This is a genomic window from Streptomyces sp. NPDC048392 (assembly GCF_043200575.1).
Taxonomy (GTDB): domain Bacteria; phylum Actinomycetota; class Actinomycetes; order Streptomycetales; family Streptomycetaceae; genus Streptomyces.
Map to the genome: position 1 here is coordinate 16,309 of NZ_JBICYB010000026.1, position 20,783 is coordinate 37,091.

16 protein-coding genes and 1 riboswitch are annotated in these 20,783 nt (G+C 74.8%); of the genes, 2 read left to right on the forward strand and 14 right to left on the reverse strand.

Going from position 1 to position 20,783, the window contains the following annotated elements; all coding sequences use genetic code 11:
* Positions 1 to 43: 43 nt before the first annotated feature.
* The 5 genes from cobC to cobM are packed head-to-tail and all read right to left on the reverse strand — an operon-like array spanning position 44 to position 6,041.
* A complete protein-coding gene (gene cobC / locus ACGFYH_RS27445) occupies positions 44 to 1,144 on the reverse strand; it encodes an Rv2231c family pyridoxal phosphate-dependent protein CobC (RefSeq protein WP_393805846.1) in 1,101 nt (366 codons plus the stop codon).
* On the reverse strand, positions 1,116 to 2,033 hold the full coding sequence (locus tag ACGFYH_RS27450; protein WP_393805847.1) for a sirohydrochlorin chelatase: 918 nt from the start codon (positions 2,031 to 2,033) through the stop codon (positions 1,116 to 1,118). Before ACGFYH_RS27450 ends, cobC begins: the two co-directional genes overlap by 29 nt.
* Positions 2,030 to 3,970, reverse strand: a complete 1,941-nt coding sequence (cobJ, locus tag ACGFYH_RS27455) for a precorrin-3B C(17)-methyltransferase (RefSeq protein WP_393805848.1) — start codon at positions 3,968 to 3,970, stop codon at positions 2,030 to 2,032. Before cobJ ends, ACGFYH_RS27450 begins: the two co-directional genes overlap by 4 nt.
* Positions 3,967 to 5,199 (reverse strand): precorrin-6y C5,15-methyltransferase (decarboxylating) subunit CbiE, encoded by a 1,233-nt coding sequence (gene cbiE, locus ACGFYH_RS27460; protein ID WP_393805849.1) that lies wholly within the window; start codon positions 5,197 to 5,199, stop codon positions 3,967 to 3,969. The genes cobJ and cbiE overlap by 4 nt, the downstream gene beginning before the upstream one ends.
* Positions 5,196 to 6,041 (reverse strand): precorrin-4 C(11)-methyltransferase, encoded by an 846-nt coding sequence (cobM, locus tag ACGFYH_RS27465; RefSeq protein ID WP_393805850.1) that lies wholly within the window; start codon positions 6,039 to 6,041, stop codon positions 5,196 to 5,198. Before cobM ends, cbiE begins: the two co-directional genes overlap by 4 nt.
* Positions 6,042 to 6,127: 86 nt before the next feature.
* On the opposite strand from cobM, the gene ACGFYH_RS27470 reads away from it, so the two are divergent.
* Positions 6,128 to 6,856 carry a ZIP family metal transporter gene (locus ACGFYH_RS27470; RefSeq protein ID WP_393805851.1) on the forward strand — a complete coding sequence of 243 codons (729 nt, stop codon included), beginning with the start codon at positions 6,128 to 6,130 and terminating at the stop codon, positions 6,854 to 6,856.
* A gap of 11 nt (positions 6,857 to 6,867) precedes the next feature.
* Here the strand turns inward: ACGFYH_RS27470 and cobI are convergent, their stop codons facing one another.
* The 9 genes from cobI to ACGFYH_RS27515 form a co-directional block, all read right to left on the reverse strand.
* Complete coding sequence (cobI, locus tag ACGFYH_RS27475; protein WP_393805852.1) at positions 6,868 to 7,599, reverse strand: precorrin-2 C(20)-methyltransferase; 732 nt, start codon at positions 7,597 to 7,599, stop codon at positions 6,868 to 6,870.
* Positions 7,596 to 9,038, reverse strand: coding sequence for a cobyrinate a,c-diamide synthase (locus tag ACGFYH_RS27480; protein ID WP_393805853.1), 1,443 nt, complete (start codon positions 9,036 to 9,038; stop codon positions 7,596 to 7,598). Before ACGFYH_RS27480 ends, cobI begins: the two co-directional genes overlap by 4 nt.
* Positions 9,032 to 9,631: a cob(I)yrinic acid a,c-diamide adenosyltransferase gene (cobO, locus tag ACGFYH_RS27485; RefSeq protein ID WP_393805854.1), complete on the reverse strand. Its 600-nt coding sequence runs from the start codon at positions 9,629 to 9,631 to the stop codon at positions 9,032 to 9,034. The genes ACGFYH_RS27480 and cobO overlap by 7 nt, the downstream gene beginning before the upstream one ends.
* On the reverse strand, positions 9,631 to 11,640 hold the full coding sequence (locus ACGFYH_RS27490; RefSeq protein WP_393805855.1) for a putative cobaltochelatase: 2,010 nt from the start codon (positions 11,638 to 11,640) through the stop codon (positions 9,631 to 9,633). The genes cobO and ACGFYH_RS27490 overlap by 1 nt, the downstream gene beginning before the upstream one ends.
* Before the next feature lie 169 nt (positions 11,641 to 11,809).
* A complete protein-coding gene (gene cobN, locus ACGFYH_RS27495) occupies positions 11,810 to 15,460 on the reverse strand; it encodes a cobaltochelatase subunit CobN (RefSeq protein WP_393805856.1) in 3,651 nt (1,216 codons plus the stop codon).
* Positions 15,457 to 16,965: a cobyric acid synthase gene (locus ACGFYH_RS27500; RefSeq protein ID WP_393805857.1), complete on the reverse strand. Its 1,509-nt coding sequence runs from the start codon at positions 16,963 to 16,965 to the stop codon at positions 15,457 to 15,459. Before ACGFYH_RS27500 ends, cobN begins: the two co-directional genes overlap by 4 nt.
* On the reverse strand, positions 16,962 to 17,927 hold the full coding sequence (locus ACGFYH_RS27505) for a cobalamin biosynthesis protein (protein ID WP_393805858.1): 966 nt from the start codon (positions 17,925 to 17,927) through the stop codon (positions 16,962 to 16,964). Before ACGFYH_RS27505 ends, ACGFYH_RS27500 begins: the two co-directional genes overlap by 4 nt.
* A 120-nt stretch (positions 17,928 to 18,047) precedes the next feature.
* A riboswitch (cobalamin riboswitch) is annotated at positions 18,048 to 18,124 on the reverse strand.
* 203 nt (positions 18,125 to 18,327) lie between these two features.
* Positions 18,328 to 18,549 carry a hypothetical protein gene (locus tag ACGFYH_RS27510; protein ID WP_393805859.1) on the reverse strand — a complete coding sequence of 74 codons (222 nt, stop codon included), beginning with the start codon at positions 18,547 to 18,549 and terminating at the stop codon, positions 18,328 to 18,330.
* Between the two features lie 34 nt (positions 18,550 to 18,583).
* Entirely contained in the window at positions 18,584 to 19,840 is a 1,257-nt protein-coding gene (locus ACGFYH_RS27515; RefSeq protein ID WP_393805860.1) for an anion permease, read from the reverse strand.
* A gap of 224 nt (positions 19,841 to 20,064) precedes the next feature.
* Here ACGFYH_RS27515 and ACGFYH_RS27520 point away from each other — a divergent pair, with 224 nt between their 5' ends.
* Positions 20,065 to 20,751 carry a class II aldolase/adducin family protein gene (locus ACGFYH_RS27520; RefSeq protein WP_393805861.1) on the forward strand — a complete coding sequence of 229 codons (687 nt, stop codon included), beginning with the start codon at positions 20,065 to 20,067 and terminating at the stop codon, positions 20,749 to 20,751.
* Positions 20,752 to 20,783 lie beyond the last annotated feature (32 nt).

Consider the following 20,783-nt stretch of genomic DNA (forward strand, 5'->3'; position numbering starts at 1 on the left):
GACTGACCACCAAGCGGGGACCGGCCGGGGCGCCGCGCACGCCTCAGGCCGGGTCCGCCACCGCCCGCTCCAGCGCCCGCAGGAAACCTTCCGTCGTCGCCCGGTCCCGTACCGCCAGCCGCAGCCACTCCGCGCCCAGCCCCGGGAACGTGTCCCCGCGCCGGACCGCGTACCCGAGGCCGCGCAGCCGGTGCCGTACGGCGGCGGCGCCCGGAACACCGACCAGGACGAAGGGACCCTCGGCCGGTCCGGCGACCCGCAGCCCGGCACCGGCGAGCCCGGCGAGCCCGGCGACGAGCCGGTCCCGGTCCGCGGCGATGCGGTGGGCGGCGTGCGCGGCCTCCGCCAGGGCCCGGGGTGCCACACACGCCTCGGCCGCCGCCAGCGCGGGCGTGGACACGGGCCACAGCGGCTGGGCGCGCTCCAGGCCCGCGATCGTCTCCGGGGCGGCCAGGACGTACCCGATGCGCAGCCCCGCCAGCCCCCACGTCTTGGTGAGGCTGCGCAGGACGACCAGCCCCGGGACGTCCGTCCGCCCGGCAAGCGCTTCCCGCTCGCCCGGCACCGCGTCCATGAACGCCTCGTCCACGACCAGCGTCCGCCCGGGACGGGCCAGGGCCGCGATCGCGTCCGCCGGGTGCAGTACCGACGTCGGGTTGGTCGGGTTGCCGACCACCACCAGGTCGGCGTCCTCGGGGACCGCCGCCGGATCCAGCCGGAAACCGTCCTCCTCCCGCAACAGCACCCGGCCCACCGTGTGCCCCGCGTCCCGCAGCGCGGCCTCGGGCTCGGTGAACTGGGGATGCACCACGACCGGCCGGCGCGCCTCCAGCGCCCGCGCCAGCAGTACGAACGCCTCCGCGGCGCCCGCCGTCAGCAGCACCCGCCGCACCGGCAGCCCGTGCCGCGCCGCCACCGCCGCCCGCGCGGCCCGCCCGTCCGGGTAGGCGGCGAGCGAGCCGAGCGAGGCGGCGACGTGCTCGCGCAGCCAGGCCGGGGGAGTGCCGGTGCGGACGTTCACCGCGAGGTCGACCAGCGCCGAACCGTCGTCGCGCACCTCGGCGTCCCCGTGGTGCCGCAGGTCGTGGTCGCGCCCTCCGGCCCCGGCCCCGGCCTCAGTGTGCGTGCGAGTGTGCGTGTCCATGCCCGTGATGGTGCCCGTGGTGGTGGTCGCCGTCGTCGTCGGGGTGGAAGTGCGGCTGCTGCGGCAGCCCCACCTTGTCCTCGAAGCCCGGCAGCGCGATCCGGTACACGCAACTGTCGCAGTTCATCCGCAGGTCGCCCTCGACGGCTTCCTCGTACCGCTCCCACACCAGGTCGAGCAGTTCCGGCTCCGGCCCGACGACGTCCGCCGACCGCACCTCGGTCTGCGGGTGCGCGGCGGCCCACTCCTCGCTCTGGTGCCGGACCCGGTCCGGGAGGATGCCGGTGAACAGGAAGTACGGCAGCACCACGACGCGCCGCGCCCCCAGCCGCACGCACCGGTCCAGGCCGTCCGGCACGTCCGGCTTCGCCAGCGACACGAACGCCGTCTCCACGGCCGCGTACCCGCGCCCCTCCCACAGCAGCCGCGCCGCCTTGAACACCTCGGCGTTGGCGTCCGGGTCCGTCGACCCGCGCCCGACCAGCAGCACGGTCACCTCGGCGGGGTCCCAGGACGGGTCGACCGCCTCCGCCAGTCGCCGCTCCAGCACCCGCAGCAGGGCGGGGTGCGGGCCCAGCGGGCGGCCGTAGGTGTAGGTGATCCCGGGGTGGCGCTCCCGTTCGCGGGACAGGGCCGCCGGGATGTCGCCCTTGGCGTGCCCGGCGGACACCAGCATCAGCGGGACCGCCGCGAACCGGCGCACACCGCGCTCGACCAGCTCGGCGACCGCCTCGCCCAGCGGCGGCGGGGACAGCTCGATGAAGCCGCCCGCCACGGGCAGTTCGGGGTGGCGGCGGCCCAGCTCGCGCACGAAGTCGCGGAACGCCTCGGCTCCGGCCTGGTCCCGGGTGCCGTGTCCGGCGATGAGCAGGGCGGGCGGGGTGGTCACAGGTTCTCCTCGGATGTCTCGGACGCGTCGAAGGTCTCGGAGGCAGCGGTCTGCTCCGCGTGTGGCGCGGTGTCGTCCGTCTGCCAGCGGTAGCCGCGCGGTGTCACCATGCGCCCGGCGATCTCCCGGGTCGCGGTGTTGCCCACCGTGACGACCGTCATCATGTCGACCGTCGCCGGGTCGAGAGCGGCGAGCGTGGACAGGCGGCTCGACTCGTCGGGGCGCGAGGCGTTGCGCACGACCCCCACCGGTGTCGTCGGCTCCCGGTGCTCGGCGAGCACCGCGAGCGCCTTGGGCAGTTGCCAGTCGCGGCCCCGGCTGCGCGGGTTGTAGAACGTCACGACGAGGTCCGCCTCCGCCGCCGCCCGCACCCGCCGCTCGATGACCTCCCACGGCGTGTGCAGGTCGGACAGGCTGATCGACACGTGGTCGTGGCCGAGCGGCGCCCCCAGGATCGCCCCGGCCGCCAGCGCCGCCGTCACGCCCGGCACCCCGACCACGTCGATGTCGTCGGACGCCTCGGCCAGCGCGGGCGAGGCCATGGCGTACACCCCGGCGTCCCCGCTGCCGATCAGCGCGACGGCGTGCCCGCGCCTGGCCTCCTCGACGGCCGTCCTGGCCCGCTCCTCCTCGGCGCCCAGCCCCGACTCCAGGACCCGCGTGCCGGGCCGCAGCAGGTCGCGGATCTGGTCGACGTACTGGTCGAGGCCGACCAGTACCGAGGCCCGCCGCAGTTCCGCACGCGCCCGCGGCGTCACCAGGTCCCGGGCGCCCGGCCCGAGCCCGACCACCGCGAGCCGTCCGCGCGCCGGCCGCCGTACGACGGCACAGGTCGCCATCGCGGGAACCGCCGCCGACTTGCGCTTGGGCACGAGGAGCTCGCCCCCGCGCACCAGTGCCGCGGCCTCCGCGACCGACGGGGTGCCCACGGCCGCGAGCGGGGCGTCGGAGGGGTTGGGCACCTCGACGCCCGCCAGCTCGTCGGCCGGGTAGGTCACCAGGGGGACGCCCAGCCGCTCGGCGGCCCCGACGATCCCGGGCTCTGTCGCCTTGGCGTCCACGGTGGCCAGTTCGGCGACCGACGCGGCGGACAGCCCCGCGTCGCGCAGGGCCACCTCCACCAGCCCGAGCACCTCGTCCACCGGCGCGCCCCTGGAGGCGCCCACACCGACGACCAGGGACGGCGGACGCAGGACGGCCTCGCCCTCGGCCGGCTCCACCAGACGGTCCGTCAGCCGGATCGTGTACGACCCGTACGACCCGTCCGGTCCGTCCGGTCCGTCCGGTCCGTCCGGTCCGTCCGGTCCGTCCGGTCCGTCCGGTCCATCTGGCTTGTCTCGTCTGTCCGCCCTGTCTCTTCCGTCTCGTCCGTGCGTGCCGTGCGTGCCGTCTCGTCCGTCCGTGCCGTCCGTGCCGTCCGTGCCGTGCGTGCCGTCCGGCCCGTCCGCCGCGACCGGCAGTGGCGGCAGCGGCCAGGCCACCTCCGCCCGCAGCGCGACCGGCTCGCCGTCCAGCAGGGCCCGCGAGACCCCGGCGACATCGCCCGCCACGGGCAGTCCGAGCGTGTCCAGGCCGGCCAGTCCGACGGCGTCGGTCGCCGTCGTCACCACCGGCTCCGCGCCCAGCACCTCGCCGACCGCGCGGGCGAGTTCGTTCGCGCCGCCCCCGTGCCCGCCGACCAGCGACACGGCGAACCGCCCGCCCTCGTCGACGCACACCACACCCGGGTCGGTCCGCTTGTCGTCCAGAAGCGGCGCCACGAGCCGGACCACGGCCCCCGTGGCCAGGAAGCACACGAGCCGCTCGCACTCGGCGAACGCGGTCCGCACGGCGCCCGCGACGGGACCCCCGTACACCCGCGTGCGGTCCGGCCACGCCGCGGCCAGCCGGTCCCGCGCCGCCGCTCCCGCCGCCGTGGCGGAGATGAGGCCGATCAAGGGGAAACTCCTTCGGTACGGCTGTGCGGCCTCACGCCCCACAGCAGGAAGACGGGATTGGTGGCCGCGAGCCGGACCACGTCCCCGGGCAGCGGCGCGAGCCGGGACGACTGCAGCAGCACCCCGTCGCACTCCAGCCCCGCGCCGAGCAGCGCCTCGCGGGCCGCCGGCACCCGGTCAAGTGCCGCCATGGAGACGACCACGGCCCGCCGGGCCCGCCGTGCGCACCGCGCGACGATCGCGGGCAGCTCGCGCCCGCCCCCGCCCACGAACACGGCATCCGGGTCGTCCAGATCGGACAGCACCGCGGGCGCCGCCCCGTGCACCACCCGGACGTCGACGCCGTGCGCGGCGGCGTTGGCCCGGACCCGCCGGACGCCGTCCGGCGTTCTCTCGACGGCGGTGACGGCGGCACCCAGCCGCGCACACTCCACGGCCACCGACCCGGAGCCCGCGCCGACGTCCCACACCAGGTCGCCGGGCCGGGGACCGAGCCTGGCCAGCGCCAGCGCCCGCACCTCGAACTTGGTGATCATCGAGTCCCGGTGCGCGAACGCGTCCTCGTCCAGCGCCCACCCGGCGGGCCCGGGGCGCGGCCCCGCGACCGTCCGCACCGGCCCAAGCGCACGCCTCTCGTCCAGGCAGAGCACCACACTCACCGCCGGCCCCCAGTCCCGGACGGCGGCCTCGGCGGGCGTCACCCGCTCGACGCGCTCCTCGGCCGAGCCCAGCGCCCGTGCCACGACGAGTACCCGGGCATCGCTCCGCAGCGCCGCCCCCAGCTCCGCCGGACCGGCCCCCGGGCCCGTCAGCACGGCGACCTTCGGGTGCGCCCGGCACAGGTTCACCGCCGTCCGCAGGTCCCGCCCGTGCGCGCTGGCCACCACGGCGTCGTCCCACGGAAGCCCGGCCCGCGCGAAGGCCGCGGCGACCGACGGCACACCGGGCCGGACGTCGAGCCGCCCGGGCCCGAACCGCTCGGCCAGCGCCCGCACGATCCCGAAGAACCCCGGGTCACCGGAGGCCAGCACGAGCACCGGACGCTCCTCGGCGACGTACTCAGCGACCGTGTCGAGGGCCGGCGCCAGAGCCCCGAGGACGACCGTCTCGGCCCCCTGCGGAAGCCGCACGGCGTCCAGATGCCGCCGGCCGCCGACGACCAGCTCCGCACCGGCGGCGGCGTCCCCGGCGGGCGCCGCACCGGTGCCCGTCCCGACCACGGTGATCACGTGCTCGCACCCCGCGAGCGCAGCTCCCGGCGCGCCTCGGGGTCGGCCTTGCGATATCCGTGGAAGTGCCCCGGGTGGTAGAGGTGCGAGCGGGTGCCGCGCGCGTCGAGGGCGGGGCCGACCAGGAACAGGGTGTGCTTCCAGAGCTTGTGCTCCTTGACCGTCTGCTCCAGGGTCCCGATCGTGCACCGCACGACCAGCTCCTCGGGCCAGGTGGCCTGGTGGGCGACGACGACCGGCGTCCCGGTCGGATAGCCGCCCTCCAGCAGCTCCCGCACCAACTGCCCGCTGCGGGCCGCCGACAGGAAGACCGCCATGGTCGTGCCGTGCTTCGCGAACTCGCGGACCTCCTCCCCGGGCGGCATCGGCGTCTTGCCGCCGCCGAGCCGGGTGAGGACCACCGACTGCGCCACCTCCGGGATGGTCAGCTCCCGCCGCGCGAGTGCGGCGACCGCGGAGAACGCGGAGACACCGGGCACGATCTCGGTCGGGATGCCGATCTCCGCACACCGGTCGAGCTGCTCCTGCGTGCCGCCCCACAGCGCCGGGTCGCCGGAGTGGATACGGGCCACCCGCAGCCCTTCCTCGCGCGCCCGCCGGTAGACGGCGACGACGTCCTCCAGCGACATCGTCGCCGAGTCCAGCACTTCGGCGCCCTCCCGCGCGTGCTGGAGCACCTCCGCCTGGACGAGGCTCGCCGCCCAGATCACCACGTCCGCGTCGGCGATCGCGCGCGCCGCCCGGAACGTCAGCAGATCGGCGGCGCCGGGCCCGGCACCGACGAAGGTCACCTTGCCGGCCCGCCCCTCGGTGCCGGGAGCCGTGGAAGCCACGGAAGCCATCGATTTCGGTCCTCTCCTGCGCATATTTACTGTGGTTGCTGCTGTCGGACGCGCGTGAACGCGGGGCGATCGGATACCAAGGGCCCATGGCGGTCTTCGTCGCGCTCGGCGCGTTCGTGATGACGCTGGCCGGCGGCTGGACGGCACAGCGCGTGACCGACCGGCGCCACCTGGTCCTGGGCCTGGCCGGCGGCCTGATGCTGGGCGTGGTCGGCCTCGACCTGCTGCCGGAGGCGCTGGAGGCGGCGGGCGACGAGGTGTTCGGCGTGCCCGCGGCACTGCTGCTCTTCGTCGCCGGATTCCTGCTGGCGCACCTGGTGGAACGCCTGCTGGCGGCCCGCCGCGCCGCGCACGGCGGCGACGAGCACGGGCACCGCTCGCCCGAGGTGGGCCTGACGGCCGCGGCCGCGATGGTCGGGCACAGCGCGATGGACGGCGTGGCGATCGGCGCCGCCTTCCAGGTCGGCGGCGGCATGGGCGCGGCGGTCGCGATGGCCGTGATCGCCCACGACTTCGCCGACGGCTTCAACACCTACACGCTCACCAGCCTGTACGGGAACGCCCGCCGCCGCGCCATCGCGATGCTGGTCGCCGACGCGCTGGCCCCCGTCCTCGGCGCCGCCTCCACCCTCCTCTTCACGATCCCGGAGGGCGCGCTCGGCGCCTATCTCGGCCTCTTCGGCGGCGTCCTGCTCTACCTCGCCGCGGCCGAGATCCTGCCCGAGGCCCACCACGAGCACCCCGCCCCGGCTACCCTGCTCTGCACGGTCGCCGGGGCGGCGTTCATCTGGCTGGTGGTGGGCATCGCCGAATGAGCCGAGGGCGCTCACAGTTTGCCGCCCCGTCCGCCCTCGCGCCGGGCGGGCGCGATGAGCGTCGACAGGTACGGCAGCGGCGCCCCGCCCAGCTCGCCGGCCGGCCGTACCGACTCCTCCGGCAGCCCGAGCGCGGAACCCCACACGGCGTCGTCCAGCCGCCCGCTCTCCCGCAGCGCCTCCGCCACCTCGGCCGCCTGCCGGCCGAACTTGTAGGCGACGACCGTGCCGGGCCCCCGCAACGCCTCCTTGAGCACGGCGGCCCCCGCGGTGACCGGCACCAGCGTCAACGGCTCGGTGCCCTCGGTCAGCACCGCCCCCGACCGCGCCGCGAGATCCTGCATGGCGGTGATCCCCGGCACGGTCTCCACGACGGTGCCGGGCACCAGGTCGCCGACGGTCTGCGCGAGATAGGTGAAGGTCGAGTACACGTTGGGGTCACCGATGGTCGCGAAGGCGACGGCACCGTTGTCCCGCAGCAGCCCGGCCACCCGCTCCCCGGCCGTGTCCCAGGCCGCCTCGCGCCGCGCCCGGTCGGTGCGCTCGTTCAGCGCGAACACGACCCGTACGACCTTCTCGGCGCCCACGTAGTGCAGGACGGTCGCCTCGGCCCGCCCCCGCTCGCCGGTGTCCATGACCGGCACGACGACCACGTCGGCGTCGCGCAGCGCGTTGACCCCCTTGACGGTCACCAGTTCGGGGTCCCCGGGCCCGACTCCCACACCGATCAGCCTGCTGCTCATGACGTCCGGCACCTCTCCACGAACCGACGGGCGACACCGGGCTCGGCCGCCCAGTGCGTGTGCAGATAGCTCGCGTGCACACCGCGCTCCACGAATCCCTCGACGCGCCGCTCGGGCGCCCGCATCCCCCACGCCGGCGCCGCCCCGGCCCCCGGCTCCACGACCGTCCGATGGAACTCGTGCCCCCGCATCCGCGTCCCCGCCACGGCCAGCGCGCCGTCGGACACGGCGACGGCGTCGCGGTAGCCCAGCGTCAGCCGCTCCGACATCCGCGCGGAGGCGTCCAGCACCCCGCACATCGGCAGCCCGTCCAGGTCCCGGCACAGATAGAGCAGCCCGGCACATTCGGCGGCGACGGGAGCACCGCTCAGGGCGAGTTCGGCGACGGACTTCCGCAGCCCGTCGTTGGCCGACAACTCGGAGGCGTACACCTCGGGAAACCCACCCCCGATGACGAGCCCGTCGGTTCCCTCGGGCAGTTCCTCGTCCCGCAACGGGTCGAAGACGACGACCTCGGCCCCGGCAGCGGAGAGCAGCTCGGAATGCTCGGCGTAGGAGAAGGTGAAGGCCGCCCCGCCGGCCACGGCGACGCGCTTCGGCCCGTCCGGCGTGTGAGGACGAGGCCGTCCGGGCCGGAACGGGGGCCCGGGGGCGGAGCCGCCGGGTCCGGGAGCGGGAGGGGGCGGCGCGGGCGAGGAGTCAAGGACCTCACCCGCGTCCCACCCCGCACAGGACAACGCACCGGCCCCGCGTGCCAGCCCGACCAACGCCTCCAGATCACACCCGGCGGAAACCTGCGCGGCCATCGCCGCGACGGCGTCCACCGCCCGCGAGCCCCGCTCGGCGACCGGCACCAGCCCGAGGTGCCGGGACGGCACATCGACCTGCGGCGCCCGCCGCAGCACACCCAGTACCGGCACCCCGACGGAGTCCAACGCCTCCCTCAGCAGCCCCTCGTGCCGGTCCGAGGCGACCTTGTTCAGGATCACGCCCCCGACCCGCACCTCCGGGTCCCAGCTCACGAACCCGTGCACCAGCGCCGCCACCGACCGCGACTGCGACGACGCGTCCACGACCAGCACGACCGGCGCCCGCAGCAGCTTGGCGACCTGTGCGGTGGAGGCCAGCTCACCTTCGCCCGCGGCCCCGTCGTACAGCCCCGTCACGCCCTCGACGACGGCGATGTCGCACCCGCGCGCCCCGTGCAGGAACAGCGGACCGACCAGCTCGGGCCCGCACAGGTACGCGTCGAGGTTGCGGCCCGCCCGTCCGGTGGCGAGCGCGTGGTACCCGGGGTCGATGTAGTCGGGCCCGGTCTTGTGCGGGGACACGGCGAGACCCCGCGAGGCCAGCGCGGCCATCAGCCCCGTGGCGACGGTGGTCTTGCCACTGCCCGACGAGGGAGCGGCGATCACCAAGCGGGGCACGGAGGTCACCACTCGATGCCCCTCTGCCCCTTCTGCCCCGCGTCCATCGGATGCTTGACCTTGGACATGTCGGTGACGAGGTCGGCGAACTCCACGAGGGCGTCGGGTGCGTTCCGCCCCGTGATCACGACATGCTGGGTCCCGGGCCGCTCACGCAGCACGGACACCACCTCGTCGGTGTCGACCCACCCCCAGTGCATCGGGTAGGCGAACTCGTCCAGCACGTACAGCCGGTACGTCTCGGCGGCCAGATCGCGCTTGACCTGCTCCCAGCCCTCCCGGGCCTTCTCCTCGTTGTCCATCTGGGCGTCCCGCTGGACCCAGGACCAGCCCTCGCCCATCTTGTGCCAGTCGACGCCGCCGCCCTCAGCACTGGCGCCGAGCACTCGCAGGGCGTTCTCCTCACCGACCTTCCACTTCGCCGACTTGACGAACTGGAACACCCCGATCGGCCACCCCTGGTTCCAGGCGCGCAGCGCCAGCCCGAAGGCGGCGGTGGACTTGCCCTTCCCGACGCCCGTGTGCACCACCACCAGCGGACGGTTGCGCCGCTGACGCGTCGTCAGTCCGTCGTCCGGTACGACACTCGGCTTCCCCTGCGGCATTACGCGGCCCTCCTGCTGCCCTGCACGTCCCTCACGAGCCCGGCGATCGAGTCCGCCCGCAGCTCGTCCAGCGTCACCGCCGTACCGCCCAGCTCACCCGCGAGCTGCCCGGCGAGTCCCAGCCGCACCGGCCCCGACTCGCAGTCCACGACCACGGAGGCGACACCCTCGGCCGCGAACAGCCGCGCCGCCCGCCCCGCCAGCGCCACCGGCTCGGGTCCGCCCGTGGCCCGCCCGTCCGTCACCACCACGACCAGCGCCCGCCGCGCCGGATCCCGCAGCCGCTCCACCCGCAGCACCTCGTGCGCCTTGAGCAGCCCGGCCGCCAGCGGCGTACGCCCGCCCGTCGGCAGCGACTCCAGCCGGACCGCCGCCGCGTCCACCGACGAGGTCGGCGGCAGCGCGACATCCGCGGCCGAACCCCGGAACGTCACCAGGCCCACCTTGTCGCGCCGCTGGTAGGCGTCCAGCAGCAGCGACAGCACGGCACCCTTCACCGCGCTCATCCGCTGCCGCGCCGCCATCGACCCGGAGGCGTCGACAGCGAACAGCACCAGGTTGGATTCGTGCCCCTCGCGCACCGCCTGCCTGAGATCGTCCCCGCGCACGACCAGCCCGCGGCCCGACCGGCCCCGCGCCCGCTGGTGCGGCGCCGCCGCCCGCACGGTGGCGGCCAGGTGCAGCTTGGTCAGCGCCCCCCGGGGGCGGCGGGCCCCCGTCGTCCGCCCGTGCTCGGTCCGTGCGCGGGACCGTCGCCCGGCGGCACCCTCCCCGAGCCCCGGCACGCTCAGCACCCTGGTGCGGAACGGGTCGGCGGCACGCGCCGGGGACTGTTCACCGGCACCACCGGAAGAGTGCGGCTCGCCGCCCTCCCCGGCCTCGGGCCGCGCGGCGGTGTCGCCATCGCCCTGGGGAGCGTCATCGGGGTCGGGTTGCCCACCGGGGCCGCCGCCGGGACCCGGATCGGGATCGTCGTCTCCGCCACCGTCCCCGTCCTGCCCGCCGAACTCCTCCAGCGTCTCGTCCAGCTTGTCCTTGTCGAGCCCCGGCGCGTCGAACGGGTTGCGCCGCCGCCGGTGCGGGAGCGCCAGCAGCGCCGCCCGCCGCACGTCCTCCGCGAGCACCTCCGTCCGCCCGGCCCACGCCGCCAGCGCGGTCGCCGTCCGGGCCATCACGATGTCGGCCCGCATACCGTCCACCTCGAAGGCGGCACAGGTCGCCGCGATCTGCCTGAGCGCCCCGTCACCGAGCCCCACCGACGGCAGCAGCTCCCGCGCCGCCACGATCCGCGCCCGTACGGCGGTCTCCTCGTCGGCCCAGCGCGCGGCGAAACCCGGCGGATCGTCGTCGTACGCCAGCCGGCGTCGTACGACCTCCACGCGCTGGTCGGGTTCGCGCGAGGCGGCGACCTCGACGGTGAGGCCGAAACGGTCCAGCAATTGGGGCCTCAGCTCTCCCTCTTCGGGATTCATCGTCCCGACGAGCAGGAACTTCGAGGCATGCCGCACGGACACGCCCTCGCGCTCGACGTAGGAGGCGCCCATCGCGGCGGCGTCCAACAAGAGGTCGACCAAGTGGTCGTGGAGGAGGTTGACCTCGTCGACGTAGAGGATCCCGCGGTGCGCGTCGGCCAGCAGCCCCGGCTCGAAGGCCTTGACGCCCTCCGAGAGCGCCCGCTCGATGTCGAGGGCGCCGACCAGCCGGTCCTCGGAGGCGCCGACGGGCAGCTCGACCATCCGCGCCGGGCGCGAGGCGAAGGCGCCCGGCTCGTGCGGACCGTCCGGGCAGCCCGGGTCGGGGGAGTCGGGGTCGCAGGAGAAGCGGCACCCGGAGACGACGTCCACCTCCGGCATGAGCGCCGACAGCGCCCGCACGGCCGTGGACTTCGCGGTGCCCTTCTCCCCACGGACCAGCACACCGCCGACGGCCGGGCTCACCGCGTTCAGCAGCAGGGCCAGGCGGAGGTCGTCCTGTCCGACCAGGGCGGTGAAGGGATAGGGGGTGCTCACGCGATGATCACTCCTTCGGGGGACTCGTGCCGGGACCACTCGTGAACAGGCCCCGGAGCCGCCGTGGTCGAAGCCTGCTCCCCGCTGACGCGGGGACGCTCCAGCCGTGTCGCCGACGGCGGGCGGTGTACTGGTGTGCTCCCCGCCGGCGCGGGGATCCTCGCGGCGCTCACGCGTCTCCCTCCAGCTCTCCCTCGAGTTCGAGGTAGGTCGCCCGGAGCCGGTCCAGGGTCTCCTGGTCCGGCTCCGCCCACAGCCCGCGGTCCGCCGCCTCCAGCAGCCGCTCCGCGACGCCCCGCAGCGCCCAGGGGTTGGACTTCCTCATGAAGTCCCGGTTCTCCGGGTCGAAGACGTACTCGGCGCTGAGCTTCTCGTACATCCAGTCGTCCACGACCCCGGCCGTGGCGTCGTACCCGAAGAGGTAGTCCACGGTGGCCGCCATCTCGAAGGCGCCCTTGTAGCCGTGCCGCCGCATCGCCGCCATCCAGCGCGGGTTGACCACCCGGGCGCGGAAGACGCGGTGGGTCTCCTCGCCCAGCGTCCGGGTCTTCACCTGGTCGGGGGTGGCGGAGTCGCCGACGTACGCCTCGGGGCTCGACCCGGTCAGATGGCGCACCATGGCGACCATGCCGCCGTGGTACTGGAAGTAGTCGTCGGCGTCGACGAGATCGTGCTCGCGGGTGTCCACGTTCTTCGCCGCCACCGCGATCCGCCGGAACGCCGTCTCCATGTCGCCGCGCGCCGCCCGCCCGTCGAGCCCGCGCCCGTAGGCGTAGCCGCCCCACACCGCGTACACCTCGGCGAGGTCCGCGTCGCTGCGCCAGTTGCGGGCGTCGATCAGCGGCAGCAGACCGGCGCCGTACGCACCGGGCTTGGAACCGAAGATGCGGGCCGTGGCCCGGCGCCGGTCGCCGTGCTCGGCGGTGTCCTCGTCGGCGTGGGCGCGCACGTAGTTGCGGTCGGCGGGCTCGTCCAGCTCCGCCACCGCCCGCACCGCGTCGTCGATCAGCCCCACCACGTGCGGGAACGCGTCCCTGAAGAAGCCCGAGATGCGCACCGTGACGTCGACGCGCGGCCGTCCCAGCTCCGCCGGCGGCACCACCTCGAAGCCCGTCACCCGGCGCGACGCGTCGTCCCAGACCGGGCGGCAGCCCAGCAGCGCCAGGATCTCCGCGATGTCGTCACCCTGGGTGCGCATCGCGGACGTGCCCCACACCGTGAGGCCGACGGACTCCGGGTACTCGCCGGTGTCGCTCAGGTACCGCTGGATCAGCGAGTCCGCGAGCGACTGGCCCACCTCCCAGCTCAGCCGGGACGGGATCGCCTTCGGGTCGACGGAGTAGAAGTTCCGGCCGGTCGGCAGGACGTTGACCAGGCCGCGGGTCGGGGAGCCTGACGGTCCCGCCGGGACGTAGCCGCCGTCCAGAGCACGCAGGATGTGCCCGATCTCGTCCGTGGTCCGGGCGAGGCGCGGCACGACCTCCGCGCAGGCGAACTCCAGCACGGCCACCGCGCCCGGGAGTTCGCCGCCGAGCACCTCGCGCACCAGGGCCGGTACGGCCGCGGTGTCCCAGGCCCGGGACTCCATGCCCTCGGCCATCCGCCGGCACAGCTGCTCAAGCAGGTCGATCGCGTCGGCCGCCGACCGCGCCGGACCCTCCACCAGCTCCGTCAGCTCCACCGGCACCTTCACCGGGGCGCCCGGCTCGGCCAGCAGCTCCTTCTCCACCAGCCCGAAGTGCTCGGCCAGCGAGGCCCGCAGCCCCGGCAGCGCGTTCGCCCGTCCGCCCCACACCTGCGAGGCGCGCAGCACCGCCAGTACGAGGTTGACACGCGGCTCGCCGGCCGGGCCGCCGCCCAGGACGTGCAGGCCGTCGCGGATCTGCACGTCCTTGATCTCGCACAGGTAGCCGTCGATGTGCATGACGAACTCGTCGAAGGCCTCGTCGTCCGGCTGGTCGTCCACGTGCAGGTCGTGGTGGAGTTCGGCCGCCTTGACCAGCGTCCAGATCTGCGCGCGGACCGCCGGCGCCTTCGTCGGGTCCAGGTCGGAGACGAGGGCGTACTCGTCGAGCAGCTGCTCCAGCTTGGCCAGGTCGCCGTAGGTGTCGGCGCGCGCCATCGGCGGGACGAGGTGGTCGACGACGGTGGCGTGCCCGCGCCGCTTGGCCTGGGTGCCCTCGCCGGGGTCGTTGACGATGAACGGGTAGATCAGCGGCAGGTCGCCCAGCACGGCGTCCGGCGCGCAGCCGGCGCTCAGCCCGAGGCCCTTGCCGGGCAGCCACTCCATCGTCCCGTGCTTGCCCATGTGCACGATCGCGTCGGCACCGAAACCGTTCTCCAGCCAGCGGTACGCGGCCAGGTAGTGGTGCGACGGCGGCATGTCCGGGTCGTGGTAGATCGCGATCGGGTTCTCCCCGAAGCCGCGCGGCGGCTGGATCATCACCACGACGTTCCCGAACCGGAGCGACGCGAGCACGATGTCGTCCCCGTCGACGTACAGCGAGCCCGGAGGCTCGCCCCACGCCTCCCGCATCCGGTCCCGCAGCTCCGGGTCCAGCTTCTCGAACCAGGCCCGGTAGTCGGCCAGCGGCACCCGCGCGGGTGCCGCGGCCAGCTGGTCCTCGGTCAGCCACTCCACGTCGTGACCGCCCGCCTCGATGAGCCGGTGGATCAACTCGTCGCCGTCGGACGGGTACTGGGTGAGCGAGTACCCCGCGTCCCGGAGCGCGTCCAGGACCCGGACCGCGGACACCGGGGTGTCGAGACCGACCGCGTTGCCGACCCGGGAGTGCTTGGTCGGATACGCCGTGAAGACCAGCGCGAGCTTCTTGTCGGCGTTCGGCTTGTGCCCGAGGGCCGCGTGCCGGACGGCGATCCCGGCGACCCGCCCGGCCCGCTCGGGGTCGGCCACGTACACCGGCACGTCGTCGGGGCCCTGCTCCTTGAAGGAGAACGGCACCGTGACCAGTCGCCCGTCGAACTCCGGGATCGCGACCTGCATCGCCGCGTCCATGGGCGAGAGGGCGGCGTCGGAGGCCTCCCAGGCGGCGCGGGACGAGGTCAGGCAGAGCCCCTGCAGCACCGGTACGTCCAGGTCGGCCAGCGCGCCGATGTCCCAGGCCTCCTCGTCACCGCCCGCCGACGCCTGCGAGGCGTGCGTGCCGCCGGCCGCGAGGACCGTGGCGACCAGGGCGTCGGCCCGGCCCAGCAGCTCGTACAGTCCGGGGTCCGCACCCCGCAGCGAACCGCAGTACACGGGCAGCGCGTTGGCGCCGCGCGCCTCGACCGCGTCGCACAGCGTGTCGACGAACGCGGTGTTGCCGCTCAGCTGGTGGGCGCGGTAGAAGAGCACGCCGACCGTCGGGCGGCCCTCGACGAACGGACGCTCGCCGTGGACGCCGTACTCCGGCATCTTCTCCGGCTCGTCGAAGCCCTCGCCGGTCAGCAGCACCGTGTCCGACAGGAAGCGCGCGAGCTGGGTGAGGTTGGCGGGCCCGCCCTCGACCAGGTAGCGCAGCGCCTGCGCCACCACCCCGGCCGGCACCGACGACTCGGCCATCAGTTCCGCGTCCGGCACGGACTCGCCGCCGAGCAGCACGGTCGGGATCCGGGACGCCTTCAGCGCGGCGAGCCCGTCCTCCCAGGCGCGCTTGCCGCCCAGCAGGCGGACGACGGCGAGGTCCGCGCCCCCGACCAGCTCCGGCAGCTCCTCCCGGACGTCGACCCGGGTCGGGTTGCCGATCCGGTACGCGGCCTGTGACGCACGGGCCGCCAGCAGGTCCGTGTCGGCGGTCGACAACAACAGCACTGTGCTCATGCGGGCGCTCCCGGTGGAATGAAGGGCAGTCCTTGTGGCGCGCCGGACTCGATGAGCCGCCACAGCGCGTCCGTGTCCGCGTGGTGTTCGATCAGGTCGCCGAGCCGGTCGAGCTGCTCCTCGCGCAGCGCGGCGAACGAGGTGCCGGGGGCAGGCGCGAAGCGGCGGCCCGCGGCGGCGGCCACCTCGCGCAGGAACGCCCGCCGGAACCCGTCCGACTCCAGCGAACCGTGCCAGTGCGTGCCCCAGGTCTGGCCGGCCCGGCAGCCGTCCAGGAAGGGGACGCCTCCGGTCACCTCGGCCACCCCGTGGTGGATCTCGTATCCCTCGACGCGCTCGCCGAGGGCCTCGCCCTCCGGACGCGCAAGGGTCTTCTCGCGGGCGAACCGCACCCGCACGGGCAGCAGTCCGAGCCCGTCCACATGCCCCGCGCGCGACTCGACCTCGTCCTCGATGTGCTCGCCGAGGAGCTGGAAGCCACCGCAGATCCCGAGCACCGGCCGGCCCTCGGCGGCCCTGCGGGCGATCGCGTCCGCGAGCCCGCGCTCGCGCAGCCACTCCAGGGCCCGTACCGTCCCGCGCGTCCCCGGCACGATCACCAGATCGGCGTCGGACAGCTCCTCCGGCCGGTCCACGAACCGCACCACGACGCCCGGCTCCGCGGCCAGCGCGTCCACGTCCGTGAAGTTGGACATCAAGGGGACCGCGCACACCGCGACCCGCAGCACGTCCTCGCCGACGGGCGGGGCGACGGCCGGCTCCCGCACCGTCCCCCGCAGGGACACCCGCAGCCCGTCCTCCTCGTCGATGCCGAGCCCGTGCCGGAAGGGCAGCACGCCGTACGTCCGCCGCCCGGTGAGGCCGCGCAGCGTGTCGAGCCCCGGCTCCAGGAGCGACACGTCGCCGCGGAACTTGTTGACGAGGAACCCGGCGACCAGCGCCTGGTCCTCCGGCGCCAGCAGCGCCACCGTGCCGAAGAAGGAGGCGAAGACGCCCCCGCGGTCGATGTCGCCGACGACGAGCACGGGGAGTTCGGCGCCCCGGGCGATCCCCATGTTCACGATGTCGGTGCGGCGCAGGTTGATCTCGGCCGGACTGCCCGCCCCCTCGCAGATCACCGCGTCGTGGGTGCCGCGCAGCTCCGCCAGGGAGTCGAGCACCGTGCCGAGCAACCGCTCCTGGCGACCGCCGTGGTAGCCGCGCGCGCTCATCTCGCCGACGGGCTTGCCGAGCAGCACGACCTGGCTGCTGCGCTCACCGCCGGGCTTGAGCAGCACGGGGTTCATGTGCGCGGTGGGCTCCACGCGGCAGGCCTGGGCCTGCATGGCCTGCGCCCGCCCGATCTCGGCGCCCTCGCGGGTCACGAAGGAGTTCAGCGACATGTTCTGCGCCTTGAAGGGCGCGACCTTGACGCCCTGCCGTACCAGCCAGCGGCAGATCCCGGCGGTGACGACGCTCTTTCCGGCGTCGGAGGTGGTGCCGGCGACGAGGAGGCCACCGTTCATGACGTACGTCCCTTCCCGATGGCGCCGTGCGCGAGCAGCCGCGCGCCCGCGCACACGCCCAGCGCCAGCCAGCCCACGCGCCGGGAGAGGCGTACGGCCCGCTCGATGTCGCCTGAACCGGCCCGGACGGCGCGTCCCGCCGCCCCGTTGAGGACGGGCCGGTGCTCGACGCGCCCGCCGTACGAGAGCACCCCGCCGAGCCGCAGGCCCAGCGCGCCCGCGAACGAGGCCTCCACGGGCCCGGCGTTGGGACTCGGGTGCCGGCCGGCGTCCGCGCGCCAGGCCCGCACGGCGCCCCGCGGGTCGCCGCCCGCCACGGTGGTCAGCACGGCGGTCAGGCGGGCGCCAGGCCAGCCCGCGAGGTCGTCGAGGCGGGCCGAGGCCCAGCCGTACCGCCGGTACCTCGGAGACGTGTGGCCGACCATCGCGTCCAGCGTGTTGACGGCCCGGAAACCGAGCAGTCCGGGCACTCCGGCCACCGCGCCCCACACCAGGGCGCCCACGACCGCGTCCGAGGTGTTCTCGGCGACGGACTCCACGACGGCCCTCGCGATCCCGTCGGCGTCCAGTGCGTGCGGGTCCCGCCCGCACAGGTGCGGCAGCCGCGCCCCGGCCGCCTCGGCGTCCCCGGCCTCCAGGGCCCGCCCGACGGCACGGGCCTCGCGGGCGAGCGAGGTGCCGCCGACCACGGCCCAGGTGGCCGCGCCGGTCAGTGCGACGGAGGCGGCGGGGGAGCGGCGTACGGCGTGCGCGGCGGCGGAACCGAGGGCGGTGGCGCCACCGGCGCACACGAGGGTGTGCAGCGCGCCCCACCCCCGGTGGTCCCGCCACAGCATGTGTTCCACGGCACCGGCGGCACGGCCGTACGCGGCGACCGGGTGTCCGCGGCGCGGGTCGCCGAGGAGGAGGTCGCCGAGGAGGCCGGCGGCGGCGCCGTACGCGAAGACGCGTCCGGCACGCACGGGCTCAGCCGGTCACACGGTGGGGGAAGCACCTGGTACGGAACAACGGGCGGCAGCCGGGCATCGCGTCATGTCCTCACTCAGGGTGTCCACGCCCTGGTTCGAAGAGTCCGGCGGTGAGAGTTCCTGGCTCCCGGGGGGTCCTGTTCCCCGGTCACAGTGGCGGGACCGCGCCGGATTCGCACCGGGCTTCCTCTCCTGCCGCCGTAGCTGGCCCCGGAAGTCCACCACGGCCCGCGAACACCCGTCAACCTGGCGTTGACCTGCGACGGGGGAGTGTGCGAAGCCCCACACCCCGGAGGTGTGCGCCGGCACGCGAAGAGGCGGGGCGCGGAACGGTTCGAGTCCGTCCGCGCCCCGCCCCGGTGCGTGCGCGGCGCCGTGGGCGCCGAGCGGTGCGTCAGGCGACGATCAGATAGATCCCGTACGCCACCGCCGCCGCGCAGGCCGCGAAGCACGCGTAGGCGCCGGTGACCGCGAGGGCCGCGGAGCCGCCCCGGGCGGCGGCCCGCTCCTGGCGGGAGAGGCCGACGATGCCGAGGGTGAACAGGCCCACCAGGGTCACCGTGGCCACGAGGCTGACGCCGAAGACGGAGCCGAGGGCTGCCCAGTCGATGCTCATGGAGGTTCGCTTCCTTCGTACCCGCGGCGCGGGTTCAGACGGTGGTGGCGGCCGACGGGGCCTTGGGCTCGGGAGTGGCGGCCGGGGCCGCGACGGCGGCCGCCAGATTCTCGGTCACGCCCGCCGGGGGCGGCGACACGGCGGCCATCGCCGTGGTGACCACACCGGCCGGCTCGGACCGCTCGGGCGTCTCGGCGCCGACGACGTTGGTGTGGTCGACGACCTGGCGGCGGGAGAGCCGCCAGATCGCGAGGCTGGACCCGATCAGGAAGACCGCGACGAGGGCCGTGCCCCAGTCTCCGAAGCCGCAGACCCACTCGGCGAGCGCGGCGGCCAGGGCCGCGGCCGGCAGCGTCAGGCCCCAGGCGACGAACATCCGGGTGGCCGTGGACCAGTGCACCACGCCGCCCTTGCGGCCGAGGCCCGCGCCCATCACCGCACCGGAGACCGAGTGCGTGGTGGAGAGGGAGAAGCCCAGGTGGGAGGAGGCCAGGATGACCGTGGCGGCGCTGGTCTGGGCGGCGAAACCCTGCTGCGGCCGGAGGTCGGTCAGGCCCGTGCCCATGGTGCGGATGATGCGCCAGCCGCCCAGGTAGGTGCCGAGCGCGATGGCCAGACCCGCGGACAGGATGACCCACACCGGCGGGTCGGAGTCGGGGGCGAGCGAGCCGCCGGCGATCAGGGCGAGGGTGATGATGCCCATCGTCTTCTGGGCGTCGTTGGTGCCGTGGGCCAGCGAGACCAGACCGGCCGAGGCGATCTGGCCGGCCCGGTAGCCCTTCGCGGCGGCCCTGCCGTCGGCCTTGCGACCCAGCGAGTACGTCATCCGGGACGCGAGCATCGCCGCGAGGCCCGCCACGATCGGCGCGGCGATCGCCGGCAGGAGCACCTTGGTGACGAGCACGTCGCCGTCGACGGCGCCGAGGCCCGCCGAGGCGACGGCGGCGCCGATCAGGCCGCCCATGAGGGCGTGCGAGGAACTGGAGGGGAGCCCGACCAGCCAGGTCAGCAGGTTCCAGAGGATCGCGCCGACCAGGGCGGCGAAGATGACCTCGGGACGGATGCCGGTCTCGTCGACGAGACCCTTGGAGATCGTGTTGGCGACCTCCACCGAGAGGAAGGCGCCGACAAGGTTGAGGACGGCGGACATGCCCACCGCCACCTTGGGCTTGAGCGCACCGGTCGAAATGGTCGTCGCCATCGCGTTCGCGGTGTCGTGGAAACCGTTCGTGAAATCAAACGCGAGTGCGGTGACGACCACAATCGCGAGGATCAGCGAGAAGCTTTCCATTTACCCAGGCAATCGTTCGAGGTCGTTGGCGCGACGAACCTAGGTAACCAGAGTGAACGGAAGATGAACTGAGCCGGGCGTCACGGTGACCGGAAACGGTGTCGCCGCCTCCCTCTGCGTGCCCGCTCCGGTGCTCTCCGGAGACGTCCCTGGCAGGATCACCGCGAGGCCGTCCGGCGACGGCCCGTGAGGGGCGCGCGGGTGCCCGGGAGGAGACGGTGACTGTGACGCATTCGCGGGCCACGGAGGCGGACGCGACCGGACGACGAGCCAGGGCGGCGGCCTGGGAGGAACTCGTCGCGACGGCCCGGCGGACGGTGGCGGACGGGCTGGTGGTCGGCACCTCCGGCAACGTCTCGGTGCGCGTCGGCGACACGGTCCTGGTCACTCCGTCGGGCGTGTCCTACGACCGGCTCACGCCGGGCGACGTGACCGGTGTCGGCCTCGACGGACGGCAGGTGCTCGGCACCCTGGTCCCCACCAGCGAACTGCCCATGCACCTGGCCGTGTACCGCGCCGATCCCGCCGCGCGGGCCGTCGTCCACACCCACGCCGTGCACGCCACGGCGGTCTCGCTGCTCGTCCCCGAGCTTCCGCTGGTCCACTACATGGCCGCCGCGCTCGGCGGCCCGGTCCGGGTCGCCCCGTACGCGGCCTACGGCACCGACGAGCTCGCCCGCGGCATGCTCGACGCCCTCGCCGGCCGCACCGGCTGCCTGCTGCGGAACCACGGCACGATCACCTACGGCACCTCCCTCGACCAGGCCTACGACCGCACCGCCCAGCTGGAGTGGATGTGCCGCCTCTGGCTGACGGCCTCCTCCGTGCCGGGCCGGTCGCCGTCACTGCTGACGGAGGCCCAGCTGGCGGAGGTGACCGAACGGCTGCGCGGGTACGGGCAGCGGGGCTGACGCGAGGGTGCGTGCCCGGCGGGTTCGGGGGT